Below are 20,407 nucleotides of genomic sequence, written 5' to 3'. Positions count from 1 at the left end.
TGCGTTCGCCGTGCAACCTGGTGGCATGACAACGACCGTGGCCGGCCACACCGTCGCCGGTGGCCGACCGACCCGGCCGGACCGGCTGCGCGTGGCCCGGCTGATCGTCGGCTACGCGGCCGTCGTCGGCACCCTGCCCTACCTCTCGCACAAGCTCGCGTGGCTCTCCGGCGCCACGATCGGCATCACCGACCTCGAGCTGGCCGAGGACGGCAGCTTGGTCGTGCTCAACACCGTCACCGCCGGGATGGACCTCGTCGCGGTGGCCGTGGCGCTCGCGTTCACCCACCGCTGGGGCCTTCGGGTGCCGGCGTGGCTCGCCCTCGGCATGCCGGTGGTCGGCGCCGGGCGAGCTGCTCGCCGGCGACACCGCGACATCCACCGCGACATCCACCGCGACGACCACGACCGGCGGCGTGAACTTCCTCTAGCCGTGGGTGCGGCCGGTGGTCTACGCCGGGTTCGCCTGGCAGGGCGCCATGCTGATCCTCGCCTTCGTGCTCTACGCGCGGGTGCGCTGGGCCTTCACGTCGCGGACCGGCGACGTGCCGCGCGGCGCGACCCACCCGGTGCAGCTCGTGCTCGCCAACGGTGCCGCCGTGCTGGCGCTGGCGGTCGCCGCCCTGCACCTGGCGCACGCGTCCGGGAGCACGGTCGGCCTGGCGGCCGAGGCCGCGGCGGCCCGGAACACGTCGGCCTATCTCGTCGAGGGCAGCAACGGGGTCCTGGCCCTGCTCGCGGGGGTCGGGATCGTGCTGATGGTGCACCGGATCGGGGCGCGCCGGCCGTTCTGGCTGCCGCTCGGGCCGACCTGGGGAGCACGTTCCTGGCCCGCGGTGCCGAGCCGACGCCGCTCGGCCGGCCGCACGACTTCGTGAAGGTGCTCGCCGGCCTGGTCATCGGGCTGACCGCGGTGCTGCTGCTCGCCGAGCGGCGCGGTCAGGAGTCGGAGCCCCCGGTCCGCGAGGGCCGGTCATAGAGGGCGGCCGCGAGGCGCGCGAGGAACACGACCGCCACCACCGCCACGATCACGATCTGCATCCACATGACCCGTCGCCTCCGGATATGTCGGTCGGTGCATGCGACGCCTGCGATGGTCGATCCGTTCCGCCCTCGCGGCGGGGACCTCGCGAAGGACACGCCGAACGGGTTCACCCGTTCGGGTCAATCCTCGCGGCGGTGCCGTCCGCCACCGGCCACGCGATCCGGGTCCGGGTCCCACAGTTCGCCACGAATGACATCGTGGCCGTTCCGGACACCGTTCACCGGCGGCGCCGGGGGACCGGTCGCCGGTCGCGGTTGGCGTGTCGGCCAAGGCGGGGGAGCAGGTCGGGGCGCGGGCCGGGGCGGGCGTGCGGGCAGCGCCTCGTCCAGGGCGGGAACCGGCCTGATGCGCTTGACCGTCGGGGCATCACCCGACCCCGGACCGGGCCAGGCCGGCTCGACCCCCTGTGGTCCGCGCCGTGGTTCGGGTTGCCGTGGTTCGGGCCAGGCCGGCTCGACCCGTTCCGGTGGGGTCTTCCGCGGCTCGGCCTTCTTCAGGCGGAACCGCTTGGTCAGCCGCCGGCCGATGCGCTGGCCGGGCTGCTCGACGTAGCGGAACGTCACCTCGGCCGCCGCCACGGTCAGGGCCAGGCCGGCGACCACCGCCAACCACACCGGCACGACCCCGCGCAGCCCCTCCATGACCGGGAAGGCGATCGGCCCGTGCATCAGGTAGAGCGAGTAGCTGCGGTCGGCCAGGAAGGAGATCGGCCTGGTTGGCCGCAGGTGCGGCTCGGCCAGCAGCAGCACGATGAAGAGGCCGAAACCCAGCGCGCACGTCGAGCTGTAGGCGTCGTCCAGCCGGCCCATGTTCCGGATGTCGCCCAGCACGTACAGCGTCCAGCTGGCGAAGCCGAACACCGTGCCCAGCCACAGCGGGACCCGGCCGCTCCACACCGCCCAGGTGACCTGGCCGAGCAGCACCACCGGCAGGTAGGACATGTTGACCGAGAGCAGGAAGAACGACGGGCCGAACTCCCTGGCGAGCAGCAGCGCGGCCAGCACCAGGCCGAGCTCGATGAGGATGGCGAGCCAGGTCCACCGGCGCAGCACCGCCAGCAGCGACAGCACCATGCTGTAGAAGATCACCTCGATGACCAGCGTCCAGGCCACTCCGAGCAGGATGACCTGCGGCACCATGAAGTAGTTCGCCAGCGCGAAGTTCGTGAGCACCGACTGGAGGGTGATCTCGAAGTGCTGGCCGGTCCTGAGCACCTCGAGGTTCCAGATGCTGAGGATCGCGGTGAGCCCGACCGTGGCGATCAGCAGCGGGTAGATCCGGAAGAGCCGCTTGATGCTGAACTCGCGATGCGACTCACTCGTGCCGACCTGGGTGATGATGAACCCGCTGACCAGGAAGAACATCACCACCGCGAGGTGGCCCATCTGCTGCTCGAGCCGCAGCGGGTCCCGTAGCTGCTCGCTCAGCAGGTCCACCACGGGGCTGTCCAGCCCGTGCGGGTCGAGGAACAACGCGACGACGTGGCTGTAGATCACCAGGACCGGCGCGATCCCGCGCATGATGTCGAGGAAGACGAACCGGTTCTGTCTCGACCTGTCCGTCGCCTTGTTGGTCGCCTTGTTGGTCGCTGTCATGAGGCACCCTCGCGGAGCCGGCGCGCGAGCAACGCCGCCGGCCGTTCCGTGGCTTGGTGCAGCAGCTCGGCGGCCACCAGCGTGGCCAGCACCGCGGCCGCGACGGCGAGCGCGGACCAGGTGTGGCCGGCGATCGGCGCCAGTACGGCGGCGGTGACCGCCTGGTGGGTCAGCAGGATCCCGAAGCTCCGGCTCGCCAGGTGGTCCACCGGGGGCAGCCGCCGCACCGAGCCGCCGAGCAGCACCGCGGCGACGACCAGCAGGAAGACGTAGGCGAGCGCCAGCGGGTAGGCCTCGCCCGCGTGGTAGCCGAGCCGGTCGGCCCACGCGAACACCACCCAGCAGGCCAGGCCGAGGCAGGCGCCCACCCACAGCGGCGAGTGTCCCGCCCACACCAGCCAGATCACCTCGCCCAGCACGACGGCCGTGCCGAACGCGCCGATCGTGCCGCCCGCCGCGGCGGCGACGGTGTCGAAGTTCGGCATGATCGACAGCAGCACCGAGCACACGGTGACCTGGATGGCGATCGCGAGCCACGGGCTGCGGCGGAAGACCGGGAGCAGCAGGCCCACCATCGCGTAGACCGCAAGGATCGGCAGCAACGCCCATGCCGCCCCGACCAGCGCCGCGCCCGGTGCCTGGAAGAAGTTGGCCAACAGCAGACCGGACACCAGGTCATCGACGTCGGCGTCGCCGACGCCCGGGACGGCCGGCTGGCCGAGCGCGACCAAGGTCCAGGCGAGCAGAGCCGCGAACCACAGCGGCGGGAAGACCCGCAGCAGGCGCCGGGCGGCGAACTCACCGGGCCCCTGCCGCGCCGCGGACCTGGCCACGAGGAACCCGGTGACCAGGAAGATCAGGGCGGCGCCGAAGAACCGGAGGTCGGCGTCGAGCCGCAGCGGCGTGACCAGGAAGTCGTCGACCAGCGAGCTCGCGCCGAGCGGCTCGCCGTCGGTCCGGAACCAGGAGGCCAGCTGGGTGTAGAGCACCAGGACGAGCGCGAGCACGCGAATGACGTCGAGGCCCGCCAACCGGTCGTTTCCCCCGGTCACGTGCCCCGACGCGGCTGCTGGCACAACCTGCGTGGTCATCGGGCGCCTGCTGTCCTGTTGACGACGGACTATCTGACATCTTGCCGAGTCCGTTGCGTCAATTCGACCACGCGAGGTGTTGGTTACTTACCCGAATCGGGTGCTTCCGCCGAGATCCAGCGCATCGAGCCGCTCTCCAGAATGATGACCACGCGGTTCGCGGCGCTGGCGGGAGCGATCACGGAGAACCCGACATCGGCGGAGATCCCGGACAGCCGGGCGGTCACGTCGCGCCGGGACAGGTGGGTCAGCCCACCGCCGGTGATCTTGCCGTTGGCGTCGACGACGACCGCGCAGCGCACCGGGTCGTCGACCCCGGTGGCCCAGCCGCGGATGACCGCGCCGTCGTTCTTGTTCTCGACGTCGTCCACCGAGCCTGCCGGCTGCCGCGGGTTCCTTTCGTCCGCCGGCGGCAGCGGTGTCATCGCGTTCATGTCCAGCGTCGAGCCGAGCTCCGGGCCGCCGCAGCCCAGGGTGAACGCGTCGGAGAACGGGTAGTGGCCCATCGCCTCCAGCCGGGGAACGAGAGCCTTCGCCGGTGGCAGCGTGGCGCCGTACGCGTCGCCGAGGCCGGCCCGCAGCGCGATCGCCTCGAGCTGGTGCTCGGAGTTCTGCGAGCGGATGGTGGCCGCGGCCGGCGAGCCGAGCGTGTAGCCGAGCAGGCCGATGGCGAGCACCCCGATCGCGAGCTTCTGCGCCCGTTCGCCGAGCACTCGATGTGCCCAGACCATCAGCAGCACCACGGCCGGCACGGCCATGAGCACCGACAGCGAGGTGTAGCGGCTGGACAGGCCGAAGTCCGCGCCGAAGTCGATCCTCGCCGCGGCGATCATGGCGCTGGCGACGAACGCGTGGCACGCGAGCGCCCACCAGAACCGCATCGACCGGTCCCGCCCGACGGTCGTGGTGGCGAGCCAGCCGTAGAGACCGAGCACGACCACGCCGGCGAACACCGCGACCCCCGCGGTATCGGCGGTCCACAGGTGCCCGATCACCGCGAGCAGCGTGTACAGGAGGCTCGCCAGGTCGTTGGCCGGTGCGCCGCCGGGGTCGACCGCCGGCTTGAGGCCGAGCCAGCTGAGCACCACGATGAGGCCGACGCCGAGCGGCAGCAGCCGCTTCCACCACGACTCCCGGTTGATGGTGGCCATCAGCGCGAACGCGGGCCACACGGCGAACGCGGTGCCGTAGCTCATGCAGGCCAGCAGGCCGAGCGCCCACGCGAGCCACCACTTGCGGTGGTAGGCCAGCAACAACGCCCCGATGACCAGCAGGTTCGCGGTCAGCCATGCGGAGCCGCTCATCGCGCGGACGAAGTTGTGCAGGCCGTGCGGGCTGAACACGAGCGCGGAGGCGGCGACCACGATGCCGGCCCGCAGCGGCGGCGGCAGGGTCTTCGGCAGCGCCGTGCGCAGCAGCAGCACGGTGACCGCCGCGATGATCACGACGAGCACGCCCAGAATCCGGTTGTCGCCGCCGGCGAACCGGGCGTCCAGCCAGTACAGGAACGACGGCAGCATCAGCGGGTGCTCGTTCTGCAGCACCCGCATGCCGGCGATGTGCAGCGAGCCGTCCGGGTTGGTGATCCGCAGCAGCACATACCAGTAGTCGGTGTACTGCAGCCGCTGCCCGGCGGTGACCTCCAGCAGCGTCGTCACCATCGGCAGCAGCGCGAGGACCTCGAGCAGCCTGGCCAGCCGGGTGTTGGTGAGCTGCCGCCGGAGCCTGGCCAGCCGCGACTCGGTGCCGGCCGGGACGCTGTCGTTGTCGGGTGGGTCGCCGGCCGCTGCCGGATCCGTCTCCCTGGCGACCGTGTCCGTCATGCCGGGCGTAACCAGAGGGTCAGAAAGCCTTCGGCGGTCTTCATGGCTGCCTCGATCAGCTCGCGGTTGGACAGTTCGGGACCTGCGTCGAACGTGCGGGCGGCGACCGGGCCGCCGGCCGCCGTCAACGCGTCGACCAGCGCGGCGTCGACCGGGGTCGGTCGGTAGCCCCAGGATCGGTAGGTGTCGAGCACGACGCTCGGGTCGTCCCCGGCGTCGGCGGTGACCGCCGGCCAGAACTCGACCAGCAGGTGCGGCCGGTGCACCTCGAACAACCCGGTGAGGCCCGACAGCGCCAGGTGGTCACGCCCCTGCGCGTCGCACTTGACGACGTCGACCTTGCGGCCGGCCAGCTCCGGCAGGCCGTCCAGGCGGATCCCGGTGATCTCCACCGGCCCGGCCGGGTCGACCCGGTTGTCGCCGCTGTTGCCGTCGTCGGCGAGCGCGAGCCGCAGCGGCCCGTCGGTGTGCCACGCGGCCGACGGAACCACGGTGAGCGCCGCGGCCACCTCGGCCGGAACGTTGGCGGCGACGTTGAGCGCGAGCAGGTCGCGGACCCGCCGCCACGGCTCGGCCGCGACCACCGTGCCGCCGGCACCGACCCGGTGCAGCGCGCGCACGGTGAAGTAGCCGACGTGCGCGCCGATGTCGACGAACGTGCCGCCCCTCGGCAGCAGCAGGTCGACCAGCCGCGACTCGTCGGCCTCCCAGGTGCCGTAGCGCCGCAGCCAGGGCAGCACCACGGTGTCGTCGGCGGGCAGCCGCAGCGGTCCGACGTCGGTGACGACCGCCTGGCTGCCGGCCGGGTCGGGGCTGAGCAGGTCGTGGTGGTGCAGCAGGCCGGTGCGCAGCAGCGGCACCTCGGCGGTGAGCTCGGTGGTGGCGGCCTCGACGGCGGCCATCCACTCGGCCCGCTCGTGGAACATGCGGGTGGTCTCGTGCTCGAACTCGGCGATCCGCTGGCCCAGCCCGTTGGCCTGGGCGCCGATCCGCCGGTCCATCTCCTCCGGCAGCTCGCGCAGCTGGCGGGCCACGTCGGCGTTCACCTGGTGCTGGGCGTTCTGCCCGCCGGCGAGCCCGTGCTCGAGCCGGTCGATCCGCTCGGCCAGCTGCTGCTGCCCCGCGGCGAGCTGGGTGACGCTCTCGGCCACGCCGTTCATCAGCTCGCCGAGCACGGCGCGCTGGTGGTGGTCGTAGTGGTCGAGCACGCGCAGGATGCCGCGGCGCAGCGTCGCCGCCATCGGGACCTTGCTGGTGGCGGCCGGGTCGGCGCGCCACCGCAGGGCCTCGCGGCTGCGCTCGATCGGCGCGAGCGGACCCGGCCGGGTGCGGTCGGTGCGCCGGTGCAGCCACTCGGCGTGCGCCGCCTCGAGCCGGGTGTGGGCCCAGTCGGCGGCGATGCGGGGCGAGCGGGTGGACAGCACGTGCTGCCGGGCCGCCGCACCGCGCCGCACCGCCTGCGCTGGATGGTCGGCGATCTCCCGGAGCGCCGCGGCGGCCGCGGCCACGTCCGGCTCGGCCCACCGCGCGGCACGCGGGTAGGGCTCGTTGCCGGGGCCGACGTCGACCATGCGGTACGGGATCGGCCAGCCGGTCTCCCGGGTGAGGAACTCGCTCGTGCCGCCGTAGTCGGTGGCGACCACCGGCAGGCCGTGCGCCATCGCCTCGGCCACGGTGAGCCCGAAGCCCTCGCTGCGGTGCAGCGACAGGTAGCCGTCGGCGGCGGTGAACAGCTTGGCCACCTCGTCGGCGGCCAGGTACTGGTCGATCAGCTCGATCCGCTCGTCCCGCGCGACGGCCATCCGCAGCCGCTCGCTGTCGCCGGGGTGCTTGTCTCCGTTGATGGTCTTGAGGACGAGCCGCACGTCCGCGCGGTCGGGGAACGCCGTCCGGAACGCCTCGATCGCGGCCAGCGGGTTCTTGCGGTCGAAGATGCTGTTGTGGTCGAAGACGAACAGGAACCGGGTGATCCCGTCCGCCCCGGGTGTGTGCCGCTGGGTGTCCTGGCCGGCCAGCGGGTCGCGGACCGGCACCGGGATCCGGTGCACCGGGACCGGTGAGTGCGCGGCGATCGCCGCGGCGCAGAAGTCGCTGATCGTCCAGATCTCGTCGACCTGCCCGAACGCCGGGTGCATGGCGGGCGGGAAGGTGGACAGCTCCCAGGACCACACGCCGATCACGTACCGGTCCCGGCCGAGGTCGGGGTGCAGCCGCAGGGTCGCCGCCGTCATGTCCGCGTTGACGACCAGCACGCTGACCCCGAACCGGGGATCGCCGAGCGCGGCGTCCGCCGGCAGCGGGTGCGACGTGCGGCTGGCCACGGTGAACTCCTCCACCGCGGTCGCCACCGGCACCCCGCTCGCCACCACCGCGTCGTGCACCAGCCGGCCCATCTCGCCGACCCCCAGCTCGGCGGTGAGGTAGCCGAGCACGTTCGCGCCGAGCGTCTCCACGACGGGCACCGGCTCGGCGTCGGGTCGGACCGCCACGGCGTCCGGCGGCAGCTCACGCTCGTTGACCCCGGAGGTCAGGCACCAGTGCCGGTAGCCCTCGGCGTCGGCGTGCAGCGGGTCGGGGTACACCTGCTGCAGGTCCGTGCGGGACTGCCAGAGCGCGGTGGCCCACCGGCTCAGCCCCGCGCGCTCCTGCTGCGGGGTGCCCGGCGCGATTGCCCACCGCAGCAGGTCCTCGGCGGTGTCGCCGCGGAACGGGTTCGGCGGTGCCGGGGTGTTCACGCGCTCCGAGTCCACCCAGGCCTGCCGGTAGGCACGGCGCAGTGCGGGCGGCACCGGCGTCCCGTCCGGCAGGGTGCTCCACCGGTAGCGGACGTCGTCGAGCGCCTGCCGGTAGCCGGCGTCGGTGAGCTTGGTCCGGTAGCTCGCGATGAGCTCGGCGAGGAGCGGGTGTTCGGACAGCAGCACCCGGGGCCTGTCGGCGTAGTGCGTCGACACGAGCCACGGCTTCTCCGGCCGGTAGCCGCTGAAGTGCACGAACCGCACCGGCCTGCCGGCGGCGGTGACCGTGCCGTCCGCGCCGGTGGCGAGCGGACGCTGGTAGACGTTCCAGTAGGCGAGGTTGTAGCCGGGATCGGTGATCACCGTGTGGCCGAACAGCGCGGGCACGTTGTCCACCCAGCGTTGGTCGGTGAACAGCTGCTCGGTGACCGAGGAGATGGCGTCCTGGCGCAGCCGGTCGGCCCAGAAGGTGAGGAACGGCGCGGCGTCGCGGGACACGCCGATGAACCCCAGGTTGAACACCCCGGAGGCCATGATGTCCGCCTCGCTCGGCCGCAGCCCGTCGCGCGGCATGGGCTCGAGCACGTGCGGGGTGAGCACGATGGCGTGCTCGAGGGCCGCCTCGCCGACCGTGCCGGCGAACGGGGCGAAGACCTCGATGTCCGGGTCCAGGTAGATCGCGACCGGGTGGTCGGCGAGCAGCGTGCGCAGCAGCCACGGCTTCACCGCGGTGCAGAACTCGGTGACCGTGTAGGCCAGCGCCATCCGGCCGAACTCGCTCGGGTCGAGGTCGATGTCGTTCGGGCCGAGGAACCGGGTCCCCGGCACCTCCGCGGTGAGCGCGGCCAGCTCGTCGTCCTCGGCGTCGATCACCAGGACGGCGAACTCCGCGCCCGGGTGGTGGTGCCGGTAGGAGCCGGCCAGCACCCGGGCCGCCGGCACATAGTTGCGCGCGACGATGGTCCCCGCGATCGTGCCCGTGCTCGCCGTCGTACCGGCGTCGGACGGGCCCGGTTCACCCATCCGCGGGCAGCCGTTCGAGCTCCGCGTCGAGGACGTCCTCGAACAGCTGGGTGACCTCTTCCGCGTTCTCGCCCTGGGCCTGGACCCGGACCACCTTGTTGCCGGACGCGTAGTGCGCCCGCAGGATCGGCCCGCGGCTGGCATTCGGGTTGCTCCCGGTCAGCACCCCGGCCGGCGAGTCGGCGACCTTGGCCAGCTTGAACTTCCGCTGGAGGGCGTCGAGCTGGTCGCGGGCGGTGACCGCCGCGGCCGGGCTCGTCTGCTCGGTGACCAGCACGATGAGCTGGATGTCGTTCTCGGTCGAGATCGCGATCGTCGCGGTCCGCGCGCCACCCTGCTGGTAGATCGCGATCTCCTGCTTGTCCAGGTAGTTGAGCGCGACGACCTTGGGGAACGTGTCGACATCGCCCATGTCGGACGCCTCGCCCGGCAGCTCCGCGATCGGGCCCTTCGGCTTCTCGGAGGTGGGCGGCGCCTCGGAGGTGGCGGGCGGCTTCTCCTCGTTGGTCGAGTCCCCGGTGTTCCGGGTGCTGTCGTCCGGGCGGAACAGGAAGTAGGCGCCGGCCGCGACGCCGAGCAGCACCACGACGATGGCGATGATGCCGAACACCTTCATCCCGCCGGACTTCTTCTCGGTATCGAAGACCTCCGGGCCTTGTCTGGCCCAGTCCGGGGTGCCGGCGGCGGCGAGCGGCGGGAACTCCTGGCCGGCCCACGGCGGAGCGAAGTCCTCCTCGGCCTGCCAGGGTGGCTGGTTCGGCGGATAGTTCGGCTGCGGGAAGCCACCGGGCGGCGACGGGTTGGGTGGCGGGGCGGGCCGCACCGGCCACGCGCCAGCCTGTGCCTGCGGGGGGACGCCGGGCACGCCCGGCACGACCTGGGTCCGGCCGCTGTCGTCGCCGGGCGGGGTGGCCCGCCAGCCGCCGACGGTCTGCGTGCGGTCGGAGTCGCCCATGTCCTGGTTGGAGACGATCTGCGTCTTGTCGGCGTCGCCGCCCTGACCCTGCTGGCCCTGTTGACCTTGCTCGTCCTGGCCCGGCGGGGTGACCGGGGTCAGCATCGTGGTCGCCTCGCCCGGGGTGGTCCCGGAGGCGGGCTGGCTGCCCTGCGACACCGCGGACGACATGATCTGGTCGCGACGTGACCGGTAGTCGTCGGCCGAGATTCGCCCGGATGCGAGCTCTTCGTCGAGCCTGCGGAGTTCGTCCTGCCAGGACACCCTGGCCTCCCTTCCTACTTACCGGTCGCGACGCCCGGCATACCGATCCGGCAACCCCGAACGGGCTTATTGTGCACGGGGTCGGGGTCCCGACCTCAGGCGGCCGGAAGCTCCTTCGTCACCGACCGCAGGACCTTCTCGAACTCCGTCCGCAGTGCGGCCGCGTCCCCGTCGGGCGGGCCGGACACGTTGAGCTGGACCCAGATGTCCTCCGAGGCGTACATGGCCACGAACGTCCGGAAGAACTGGTCCGTCCGGGTGACCACCGGGACCCCGAGGGACTCCGCCGGGTCGGCCGTCTCGAACCCCGCTTGCCGCAGGTTGTCGCTGGTGGCCGTGGCGGTGTCGACGGCACCGCCGCTCGGCTCGATGGGCGCGGCCACCAGCAGGTAGCCGAACCCGTCGCCGGCCGACTTGCGGTACACGATGTCGTCGACGCCGTTGTCGGTGAGCAGCTTGGCGTAGGCGGGGGTGAGCAGCTTCTGCTCCTGCGCCTCGGCCGCGGTCAGGGTCCCGCTCTCCGGCTTCGCCTCGCCGGGCAGCGCGGGCACCTTCTCGGCGACGTCGGCGACGCTCGGCACCTGCGACGCCGAGGGCTGCTGGCTGCTGGCCGGCGGATCCTCGTTCTGCACGGCCGGTGTCGAGTCGTCGCGAAGCGCGAACCACCACACGGCCACGCCGACCAGCGCGAGGATCAGCAGCGGGACGAGGATCTTCAGTGCCGTGCCGGCGCCTGACGACCGGGCCTCGGCGAACACCTCCTGCCCCTGGATCGGCGCCGCCCTCGGGTACTGGATGGGAGGGACCGGCGGACCGAACTGCGGCGGCCGCTGCTGCTGGATCCGCGGCCCGGGCGGGGCCGAGGTGAGCATCTCCGCCTTGACCACCTGGGTCGCCTCGTCGTCGGGCGTGACCACCTGCGTGGCCTCGTCAGGGGTGACCGTCCGGGTCGCTCCGTCGTCGGGAGTGACCACCTGCGTGGCCCCGTCGTCGGGAGTGACCACCTGCGTGGCCCCGTCGTCGGTCTTGACCACCTGAGTGGTCTCGCTGTCGACCTGCGCGGGCTGAGCCGGTGGCGCGGCGGGGTTCGTCGACATCCAGAGCTCGCCCTTGGGTGTCTCGCCGCCGACCGACTGGTTGCCGCTGGACGCCTCCGCGAGGATCTCGTCCCGAGCCTTGCGGTAGTCGGCGGCACCGATCTCACCGTCGGCCAGTCGCGCGTCGAGTTGGCGCAGGCTGTCCTGCCAGGTCATTGGTCGATCTCCCTGTAGCGCTAGCGAATCGGATGTTTCTGGAGTTCCTGGCGCACCCGCTCGATGAACGCGGGGTCGAGCATCGCCGGTGTCCCGAGCGCGATGTTGCGCTCCACGATCTCGAAGACGACGACCTCGCTGTCCGCCATGGTGGACGCGACGAGGCCCGGGTCCGACTCGACCGTGTTGTAGTAGAGCTGGGTGATGTCGGAGAACGCAGCCGACAGGTACGCCGACGCTGGCAGCATGAACGAGTCGCCGAGCAGCAGCGTCGGGCGGTCGACCATGCCCTCGATGGGCTCAGAGGTGCGCCGGATCGGCTTGCGGGGGTCCTTGAGGTGCGGTCCGGTGCGATCGGTCTCGCCGTCGGGCAGCAGGTGGAAGCCCGTCGACTTGTTCTCGCCCTGCTTGCCGATCAGCGGCGGCAGGTCGGCGTTCGCCGTGCGGGTCTCCCCGCGGGTGATGCGCCAGTTCGCGGAGACACCGGGCTCGAGCCGGTCGGCGACCTGACGGACCATCGTCAGCGCGCCCTCGTCGGTCCAGTGCGAGTCCAGTGGGAAGTAGACGGGGCGGTCGAGCTGCTCGCTCGCCGACTGCAGCGGTGGTCGCATGTCGATGGCGCGGGCGACCGCCAGGTCGCGCCACAGCTCCGGCGTGGCCTCCCGGGCGCAGGTCTTGCCCGGGTAGTTGTCCGGCAGGTGCTCGGGCACCATCGTCGTCTTGTCCGGCACGGCCACGAGCATGAACTTGCGGCCGGAGGACTCGACCGCGTCCCGCAACGCGGTGAGCTGCGCGATGCTGCGATCCACCGGCTGCTTCGGCCGACACTTGTTGGTGACGTCCAGGCCGAGGTACATCCAGCCGTCGTCGCCCTCGATGACCCGGCGGTAGCCGGCGGAGTCCTGGTCGCCGGACGGGTCGCCCGACTCGCCGCCCGGGGGCGGTTCGTCCGGGCTGCCCGGCAGCGGGCCGGACGGCGCTCCGCCGCCCTGGTCGTAGGGCGCCGCCTCGCCGAAGAACGTGCGGCTGACCCAGTCGGCGGCCTGGATGGCGTCGGCGCGGAACACGAGGTTCTCCGTCGCCCAGGGATCCATCCTGGTGAGGAAGCCCCAGCCGTCCAGCACGCTCGGGAAGCCGGCGACCTGGTGGTTCTCCAGCTCCACCGGGCGCATGCCGAACACCCACATGCACGTGGGCGCGGTGAAGAAGACCAGCGCGCAGACGAGCGCGGTGAGCTGGCGGCCACCGTGCCGCGGGCGGTGCAGGGAATGCTCCCGCGGCAGCCACGCCTCGTGCAGCGGGGGCAACCCGCCGACCGGTCGCCGATCGTGCAAGGTCACGCGCGTTACGTTAGCCGGCACGTATGTGTGCTGTGCGCGAGATGAGCGAAGCCGCGTCGAGGCCCGTTTCACGCTAGGCGGAGGGCACCGGCTGGCCGTGCCGCCGGTTTCGGCGGGCCCGGACCATGCCGTACCGCAGCGCCAGCAGCATGTCGGCCAGCGTGTGGGCCACGCGCAGGATCACGCTGACCGTCGTCGCGGCGGCGACGCCCAGGAGTGGGGAGAGCGCGAGGATCAGCACCGCCTCCCGCGCGCCGACACCGGCCGGCGCAATGAACACGACCAGGCCGACGATCCAGCCCAGCGCGAACGCGCCCGTGCACACCACGGCGAGCTGCAGGACCGAGTCGGTGAACGGGTCGGCCAGCAGGTAGCCCGCCGCGCCGTAGCCGAGCCACGCGGGAAGCATCCAGGCCAGCGGCCGCACCAGGTGCGACCAGCGCAGCACCGGCGGCTCGACCCCCGAGCGGCCGGCGAGCTTGCGGGCCAGCAGGTTGATCACCTTCGGGTGCAGCAGCACCAGCGCCAGCGGGATGCACACGCCGGCCCAGCCGAACCTGCTCACCAGGTCCGGCTGGCTGATCAGCAGCAGCGCGCCGACCAGCACCGAGGTCACCGCGTGCACGACCAGGAACACCGAGCCGGCGAGCAACGCGAGACCGCCCGGCACGCCGTGCTCGCGGGCGAACCGCATCTGGGCCAGGAACGGCCAGATCGAGCCCGGCAGGTACTTGCCGACCTGGGCGGGGAAGAAGATCTGCCGGGCGGCGTTCGACGTGACCCGCGAGCCGAGCGCGACGAGGCAGTACTTCCACACCTCGGCCGTGGCGAGCAGGCCGGCGACCACGCAGCCGAGCGCGAGCACCGCGCGCCACCAGGCGATCCGGCCTACCGCGTCGAGCACGTCCGGCAGTTGGTGGCGCAGCGCCCAGCCGGCGACGCCGACCGCGATCACCACGAAGACGATGGCCAGCAGGTCGGCCCGCCGGCTCGGCTTCGGAGGCCGAACCGGTGTGTCGGGCGTCCCGGCCGGCTCGTCAGTCACGCCAGATCAGCCCGGTGGTCGTGGGGTAGGGCAGCGTCGGCGTGGCGCCCTTGAGCAGCTCGATGCGCAGCCCGGGGAGCGCGGACACGACGTCCCAGTACCGCTTGCGCCTGATGTTGTCGTACACGACGACACCGCCGTCGGCGAGGTGGTCCAGCGAGCGGCGGAACGCGTCGTTGCGCGCCCGCCCGTCGACCACGATGACGTCGAACGGGCCGCCGACCTGGTCGATCGTGGCCACGTAGTCGCCGAAGTCGAGATCGGTGTGGCCGACCCGCCCGGACCGGATCACGGTCTCGGCGGTCGCCGGCGTGGCCGGTACCGCGTGCAGCTTCACCCCGGGGGTGTCGGCCAGCAGCTCACGGACGTACTCGACCCACCGGGTGTCGTGCTCGACCGAGTCGACCTGGCCGGCGCGGCGGGCGAGCCACGCGGTGCTCGCGCCCGCGCCGAACTCGAACACCCGCGCGCCGGGCCGCTCGGCCAGGAACGCCTCGACCCGCCGCATCGCCGGGTAGCTCCACCAGGCGAGGTCCATCCGGGCGAGGTCGCCAGCGTCGAAGATCGAGAACAGCGTGCGCAGGTGGCGCATCCGCGGCGACTCGCTGTTCTCCAGCTTCGCCAGCAGGCCGGCCTTGTCCGCGGCCTTGCGGACCGTCCTCACGCCCATGACGTACGCGCCCCGGATGCCACTCATGACAGCCCCTCGCAGGCTCGGTGCTGCCACTCGTGGGCACCCTGTGACATTGATTCGCTCGCACGCTCGCTCATTGCGCACTCACCGTCGGCTTGGGCTCGGCCGCGTCGGCGGGCTCGAGCGTCTTCGTCCGTTCCGAGATCAGGTCCGTCGCTTCTCGCCGGTTCGCCGTCCGGTGCAGCACGATCTCCGCGATCAGCCCGATGGAGATCATCTGCACGCCCAGGATCACGAGCAGGATGCCCAACATCAGCAGCGGCCGGTCACCGATGGCCGCGCCGCCGAAGATCTTCGCGATCGTCAGGTAGGCCAGCACGACGAAGCCGAGCAGACCGGACGCGAGCCCGAGGCCGCCGAACAGGTGCGCCGGCCGCCTGCCGTACTTGGTGATGGTCATGACCGTCAGCAGGTCGATGGCGCCGCGCACGTAGCGCTCGAAACCGTACTTCGACTTGCCGTGCTCGCGCGGGCGGTGGTTGACCGCGAGCTCGCGCACCCGGTAGCCGGTCTGGTGGGCCAGCGCCGGGATGTAGCGGTGCAGCTCGCCGTAGAGCGGCACCCGCCGGTAGACCTCGGTCCTGGCCGCCTTGAGCCCGCAGTTGTGGTCGTTGAGCTTGAGGCCGGTGATCACGCCGGTCATCTTGTTGAAGAACTTGGACGGCAGCCGCTTGCCCAGCGGGTCCTTGCGGTCGGCCTTGTGCCCGGACACCAGGTCGGCGCCGTCGTCGAGCTCGGCCAGCAGCCGCGGCACCTCGGCCGGGTCGTCCTGCAGGTCGGCGTCCATCGTGACGATCCGCTCGCCACGCGCCTCGTCGACCGCGGCGGCGAGCGCGGCGGCCTTGCCGAAGTTGCGCCGCAGCCGCAGCGCCCGGACCCGCTCGTTGGTGGTGGCCAGCTCCTGCATGACCGTCCAGCTGGTGTCCACGCTGCCGTCGTCGACGAAGATCACTTCGTACTCGACCTCGGGCATGGTCTCGAACATGGTGCCGATCTCGTCGACCAGCGTGGCCAGCGTCTGCTCCTCGTCCTTGACCGGGATCAGGACGCTGATCTGAACGTCGGGCACGGCCTCGATGCTGGGCTCGGTTGTCACTGTTCGTCTCCGGTGTCGCTGACCTGTGCCGGCAGCCACCGCATCGCGCCGCTTTCGTAGACGACCACGATGCGTGTCTCGTCGGTGACCGGTCCGATTGCCCTGAAGCCTACGTCGGGTGGCAGACCCCAGTACTTGCCGGTGACGTCACTGCGCGGCAGCAGGCTCACGCCGGCCCCCACGACCTTGCCGTCCCCGTCCACGACCAGCGTGCAGCGCACCTGGTCGGCGTTGCGGTTGGTGCCCCCGGTGGCCCACCCGGTGATCAGGTCGGCCTCGCCGCGCGGCTCGATCGAGTCGATCATGCCGGTGGGCTTGTCCGGGCTGCGGGTGCCGGGTTGGGGCAGTGCGGTGGTCTTCGAGAGGGTGATCGTGGAGCCGAGCTCCGGGCCGCCGCAGCCGAGCGTGAACGTCCCGTTGAACGGGTAGTGGTGCAGTGCCACGAGGTCCGGCTGCAGCTCGCGCTCCTTGGGCAGCACCGGGCCGAGCGCGTCGCCGTAGCCCGCGCGGATCGCGATGCCCTCGAGCGGGTGCTCCTTGATCTGGTTGCGCAGGTCGGCCGCGGTGGGCAGGCCGAGGGTGAACCCGACGACGCCGACCCCGATGGCGGTGACCGCGATCTTCAGCGCGTTGCGGGGCAGGCCCTTGTAGAGCACCGCGCCCATCAGCACGAGCAGCGGGACCGAGACCATGACCGCGAGCGAGGAGTACCGGCTGGTGAGGCCGAAGTCGGCGCCGAAGTCGATGCGCGCGGTGGCGATCATGCCGCAGGCCAGCACGCCGTAGGTGGCGAGCGCCCACCAGAACCGCAGTCCCTTGTCGTGCGCGGTCTTGTTGGACATCAGCACCGCGTAGACGATCAGCATCAGCGCGCCGGCGGCCACCGCGAAGCCCGAGTTGTCGGCCGTCCACATCTTCCCGACGATGGTGAGGAACGTGTACAGCAGCGAGCCGATGTCGTTGGCCGGCGTGCCGCCGAGCCACGTGTTGGGTTTGAGGATGTACCAGATGCCGACGATCACGACGCCGATGCCGAGCGGCGCGAGCCGGATCCGCCAACGCTCCTTGTGCAGCGTCGCGAGCACGGCGAGCGCGGGCCAGAGGGCGAACGCGGTGCCGTAGGTCATGCTCGCCAGCACGGCGACGACCCAGGCGAGCACCCACTTGCGCTTGTTCGCGAGCAGCAGCGAGCAGACCACGATGAGGTTGGCGGTGAGCCACGCGGAGCCGCTCATCGAGCGGACGAACATGTGCAGGCCCTGCAGGCTGAAGATCAGCGCGGACGCGGCGACCACCAGGCCGGCGCGAAGCAGCGGCGGCATGGTCTTCGGCAGCGCGGAGCGCAGGAGCAGCACGGTGACGGCGGCGACCACCACGACGAGGTAGCCCAGTACCCGGTTGTCGCCGTCCGCGAGCCGCGCGTCGAGCCAGTACAGCAGCGACGGGATCATCAGCGGGTGCTCGTTCTGCGGCGTGAAGATCCCGCCGAGGCGGAACGAGCCGTCCGGGTTGGTGATCCGGATCAGCACGTACCAGTAGTCGAGCCACTGCAGCTTCCCCGCGCGCGACACCTCGAGCACGATCGCGATCGTGGGGATCAGCGCGAGCAGCTCGACGAGCCGGGCGACGGTGCGGTCGGTGAGCCGGCTCTTCAGCGAGGCGACCCACGCGTCGGCTCTGGAACCGCGCTCCCCGTCCTGGCTCTCGTCGGTGCTCGGCTCGCGCGGCGGATCCGCCTCCGGATCCTTCTTCAAGACCGTGCTCGTCACCCGAATACCATGTCAAAGCCGATTAGGCCACCAGCGAGCGGCCTCAGTTCGGCGGGCGCGACCGAGGGTCGTGTCCGCGCTCTGTCGCTGGTCGGCATGGTCGGTCGGCATGGTCAGTCGGCGGTGCTCTCGGGCGGCTCGGTCAGCACGGTCGCACCATCGAGGTTGTCGCCGATCGTGTCGCTGCCGACCGTCGTGGTCTCGTCCCGGGCGCCGACGATCTGCGTCATCTCACCGGACGGCGCCTCCCAGGCCGCGGACACCGGGATGTGCACCCGGGTCCGATCCTGCTCGGCCTCGGTCTCGGTGGGCTGTGTGTCCGCGGCCGCGTCGACATCGGCCTCGGCGAGGATCTCCTCGCTCCGCGTCCGGTACTCGTCGGTGGTGATCTCCCCGGAGATCAACAAGTCGCCGAGCTCCCGGAACCGGTCCTGCCACCCCATCGCCGCCGCGCCTCCCTGTGCGTCCTGGTCCTCGGGATGTTGTTACCACGCCCCGCCCCCAGGCCCGAGCCGCAAGACCGAAAACGAGCGAGGAGTCCCAAACGAAATCCGAGAGGCTGGTGAACACCCCATAGAACCAAGCTGGGTCAGCGCGAGCCGGCACCGTGGGGCCCGAGGGTGGATGCATGTGGGTCGGGATCCCAACGTCCGCACGCTGGGTCGGGAGGGGTTCGCACCGTGGGGGTCCGGGGGCTCGGCCCCCGGAACAAAAGGCGAGCGAGGCGGCCCGCGTGTTCGGCGGGCACACTCCGCCCATCGCGAGCGGACGACGGGATTCGAACCCGCGACCCTCACCTTGGCAAGGTGATGCGCTACCAGCTGCGCCACGTCCGCATTGCTCGCGACGAGTTTAGCCGATCGGGCGGCGGGGTATCCGCCCGCCGCCTGCGAGATTCGGCTGGGCCGAACGGCCTAATACCTTCGTATGTATCGCCTTAACGTTCTTAACGTTTGCCGTCCACACGAAACCGTCCTGTGGCATGTTGAGCCAGATTCCCGTGGCGGCCGGGAGGAGGTGCCGGTTCGATGACCGGCGAAGTTCCGAGATCAACTGGAGCGAACAGGGCGGACAAGGGCACGACGGAACACGCGACCGGGGCAGATGCGGAGGATCGGACGCTGCTCGAGCGGCTCCGAGCCGGTGAGGACGCGGCCTTCGGCGAGCTGTTCTCGCGGCACTCCACCGCCGTGTTCCGGCTCGCCCTCGGACTGGTCAACGACCGGGCCGAGGCCGAGGACCTCACCGCGGAGGCGTTCTTCCGCGTCCTCCAAGCGATCCGGCGCGGCTCCGGACCTGTCGACAACGTGCGTGGCTACCTGCTCATCGTCGCGCGGCGGGTGGCATGGGAGTGGAGCCTGCGGCGCAAGGACGTGCCGGTCAGCGACGAGGAGCTGACCCACCGGGCGGCCTCCGACCCGGACACCTCTGGCCAGTTCACCGAGCGCAGCCTCATCCGCCGCGCGTTCACGAGCCTTCCGGAACGCTGGCGCAACGTGCTCTGGAAGATGGAGGTCGAGGGCGAGCGCCCGGCCGCCGTCGCCACCAACTTCGGGCTCAGTCCCAACGCCACCGCGGCCCTGGCCCGGCGCGCCCGCCAGGGTCTGCGCGCCGCATACCTGCAGGCACACCTCGCCGCCGACCGCAGCGCCACCGGTTGCCGCTCGGTACTCGAGAAGCTCGGCGCGTACACCGCGGGCAGCACCTCGGGCATCGAGCGTCGGCGGATCCGCGCTCACCTGCAGACCTGCGCGTCCTGCACGGCCATGTACGCCGAGCTCCGGGACGTCTGCTCGGGCCTGCGCGCGCACGCCGCGTACGTCGCCGCGCCGGTCGCGGTCGTCGCCGGGGCCGGGCTCGCCGCGCAGGCGGGCGGGCTGGGCGCGTCGGTCAAGAGCCTCCTCGTCAGCACCAAGATCCAGATCGGCATCGCCGCCGGCTCGGCCGCCGCCATCGGTGTGCTCGGGTTCGTCGCTGCCCCATGGGGCAGCGACGGCGACGGCTCGGCCGCCCCGGTCGACCTCGCCGGCAAGCGCGGCGTCGAGCTCCACGTCGACGAGCCGCCCGCGGGTCGGTCGAGCGAGTCGTCGCTGCAGGTCACCGAGGGTGAGTTGACCACCCACCGCAGGGTGCCGCGCGAGGGTCCGGCGCCCGAGGCCGACAGGCCCGCGCGGGACGTCACGCCGACCGAGGAGGCGCCCGCGCCCGCCACGACGACGACGGAGGACGGCAGCCGGCTCGACTCGCCGATGATGAGCGAGGAGGCGCCGTTCGACGAGACCGCGCCGATCGTCTACCGGGAGACCAGGGTCGAACGGCAGACGACGACCTACGAGGACCACGTCGTGGTCTACGAGACGACCACGATCACCGAGGTCAACTCGCTGGACCAGACCAGGACGACGACCGAGAACACCAGCTACGCCCAGGCACCGGGCTCGACGCCACCCCCAAGCGGGGGACAGCAGACCGCCCGAACGGCTGAACCTACCGCGCCCTCCTCTGCGCCGGACGGCCCCTGACAGGTGCGTGGGGCCGGCAGGTTAGGGCTTGGAAATGAACAACACGCTCAACTGGGTGTGTCGGTCGGGCTGATGGTGTAGTTCCATTCGCCGTGCCACTCGTGTGGGGTCAGATACCGCGCGAGGAGTGTTCTCATCTCACGATCGGTGATCTTGA

General features: G+C 71.7%; 14 protein-coding genes and 1 tRNA gene. 2 read left to right on the top strand and 13 right to left on the bottom strand.

The window, feature by feature from the left end; genetic code table 11:
* Nucleotides 1-446: 446 nt before the first annotated feature.
* Nucleotides 447-878, top strand: a complete 432-nt coding sequence (locus GEV28_RS13845) for a hypothetical protein (protein WP_291412371.1) — start codon at nt 447-449, stop codon at nt 876-878.
* Between the two features lie 286 nt (nt 879-1,164).
* Here the strand turns inward: GEV28_RS13845 and GEV28_RS13840 are convergent, their stop codons facing one another.
* The 13 genes from GEV28_RS13840 to GEV28_RS13780 form a co-directional block, all read right to left on the bottom strand.
* The gene (locus tag GEV28_RS13840; RefSeq protein ID WP_291412369.1) at nt 1,165-2,640 is read right to left on the bottom strand and encodes an acyltransferase; all 1,476 of its coding nucleotides are present in this window, start codon (nt 2,638-2,640) and stop codon (nt 1,165-1,167) included.
* Nucleotides 2,637-3,731 (bottom strand): acyltransferase, encoded by a 1,095-nt coding sequence (locus GEV28_RS13835; RefSeq protein WP_291412367.1) that lies wholly within the window; start codon nt 3,729-3,731, stop codon nt 2,637-2,639. Before GEV28_RS13835 ends, GEV28_RS13840 begins: the two co-directional genes overlap by 4 nt.
* Before the next feature lie 83 nt (nt 3,732-3,814).
* The gene (locus GEV28_RS13830) at nt 3,815-5,554 is read right to left on the bottom strand and encodes a hypothetical protein (protein WP_291412365.1); all 1,740 of its coding nucleotides are present in this window, start codon (nt 5,552-5,554) and stop codon (nt 3,815-3,817) included.
* Nucleotides 5,551-9,312 carry an FkbM family methyltransferase gene (locus GEV28_RS13825; RefSeq protein ID WP_291412362.1) on the bottom strand — a complete coding sequence of 1,254 codons (3,762 nt, stop codon included), beginning with the start codon at nt 9,310-9,312 and terminating at the stop codon, nt 5,551-5,553. Before GEV28_RS13825 ends, GEV28_RS13830 begins: the two co-directional genes overlap by 4 nt.
* Nucleotides 9,305-10,531, bottom strand: coding sequence for a hypothetical protein (locus tag GEV28_RS13820; protein WP_291412360.1), 1,227 nt, complete (start codon nt 10,529-10,531; stop codon nt 9,305-9,307). The genes GEV28_RS13825 and GEV28_RS13820 overlap by 8 nt, the downstream gene beginning before the upstream one ends.
* A 95-nt stretch (nt 10,532-10,626) precedes the next feature.
* Nucleotides 10,627-11,784, bottom strand: a complete 1,158-nt coding sequence (locus GEV28_RS13815) for an SHOCT domain-containing protein (protein ID WP_291412358.1) — start codon at nt 11,782-11,784, stop codon at nt 10,627-10,629.
* A 20-nt stretch (nt 11,785-11,804) separates the two neighbouring features.
* The gene (locus GEV28_RS13810; protein WP_291412357.1) at nt 11,805-13,124 is read right to left on the bottom strand and encodes a hypothetical protein; all 1,320 of its coding nucleotides are present in this window, start codon (nt 13,122-13,124) and stop codon (nt 11,805-11,807) included.
* Nucleotides 13,125-13,197: 73 nt separating this feature from the next.
* Nucleotides 13,198-14,169 carry a lysylphosphatidylglycerol synthase domain-containing protein gene (locus GEV28_RS13805; protein WP_291412355.1) on the bottom strand — a complete coding sequence of 324 codons (972 nt, stop codon included), beginning with the start codon at nt 14,167-14,169 and terminating at the stop codon, nt 13,198-13,200.
* The gene (locus GEV28_RS13800) at nt 14,162-14,866 is read right to left on the bottom strand and encodes a class I SAM-dependent methyltransferase (protein ID WP_291412353.1); all 705 of its coding nucleotides are present in this window, start codon (nt 14,864-14,866) and stop codon (nt 14,162-14,164) included. Before GEV28_RS13800 ends, GEV28_RS13805 begins: the two co-directional genes overlap by 8 nt.
* 70 nt (nt 14,867-14,936) lie before the next feature.
* The gene (locus GEV28_RS13795; protein WP_291412351.1) at nt 14,937-15,932 is read right to left on the bottom strand and encodes a glycosyltransferase family 2 protein; all 996 of its coding nucleotides are present in this window, start codon (nt 15,930-15,932) and stop codon (nt 14,937-14,939) included.
* 23 nt (nt 15,933-15,955) lie between these two features.
* Nucleotides 15,956-17,728, bottom strand: coding sequence for a hypothetical protein (locus tag GEV28_RS13790; protein WP_291412349.1), 1,773 nt, complete (start codon nt 17,726-17,728; stop codon nt 15,956-15,958).
* A 113-nt stretch (nt 17,729-17,841) separates the two neighbouring features.
* On the bottom strand, nt 17,842-18,171 hold the full coding sequence (locus tag GEV28_RS13785; RefSeq protein WP_291412347.1) for a hypothetical protein: 330 nt from the start codon (nt 18,169-18,171) through the stop codon (nt 17,842-17,844).
* A 320-nt stretch (nt 18,172-18,491) separates the two neighbouring features.
* Nucleotides 18,492-18,564 (bottom strand) — tRNA-Gly (locus GEV28_RS13780).
* A 192-nt stretch (nt 18,565-18,756) separates the two neighbouring features.
* Between GEV28_RS13780 and GEV28_RS13775 the strand changes: the two genes are divergently transcribed.
* Entirely contained in the window at nt 18,757-20,250 is a 1,494-nt protein-coding gene (locus GEV28_RS13775) for a sigma-70 family RNA polymerase sigma factor (protein ID WP_291412344.1), read from the top strand.
* Nucleotides 20,251-20,407: the final 157 nt, after the last annotated feature.

Source organism: Actinophytocola sp. (genome assembly GCF_009379765.1).
Taxonomy (GTDB): domain Bacteria; phylum Actinomycetota; class Actinomycetes; order Mycobacteriales; family Pseudonocardiaceae; genus Actinophytocola.
Note: the sequence above shows the minus strand (reverse complement) of the source record. Positions and strands in the feature narration are given on the sequence as shown.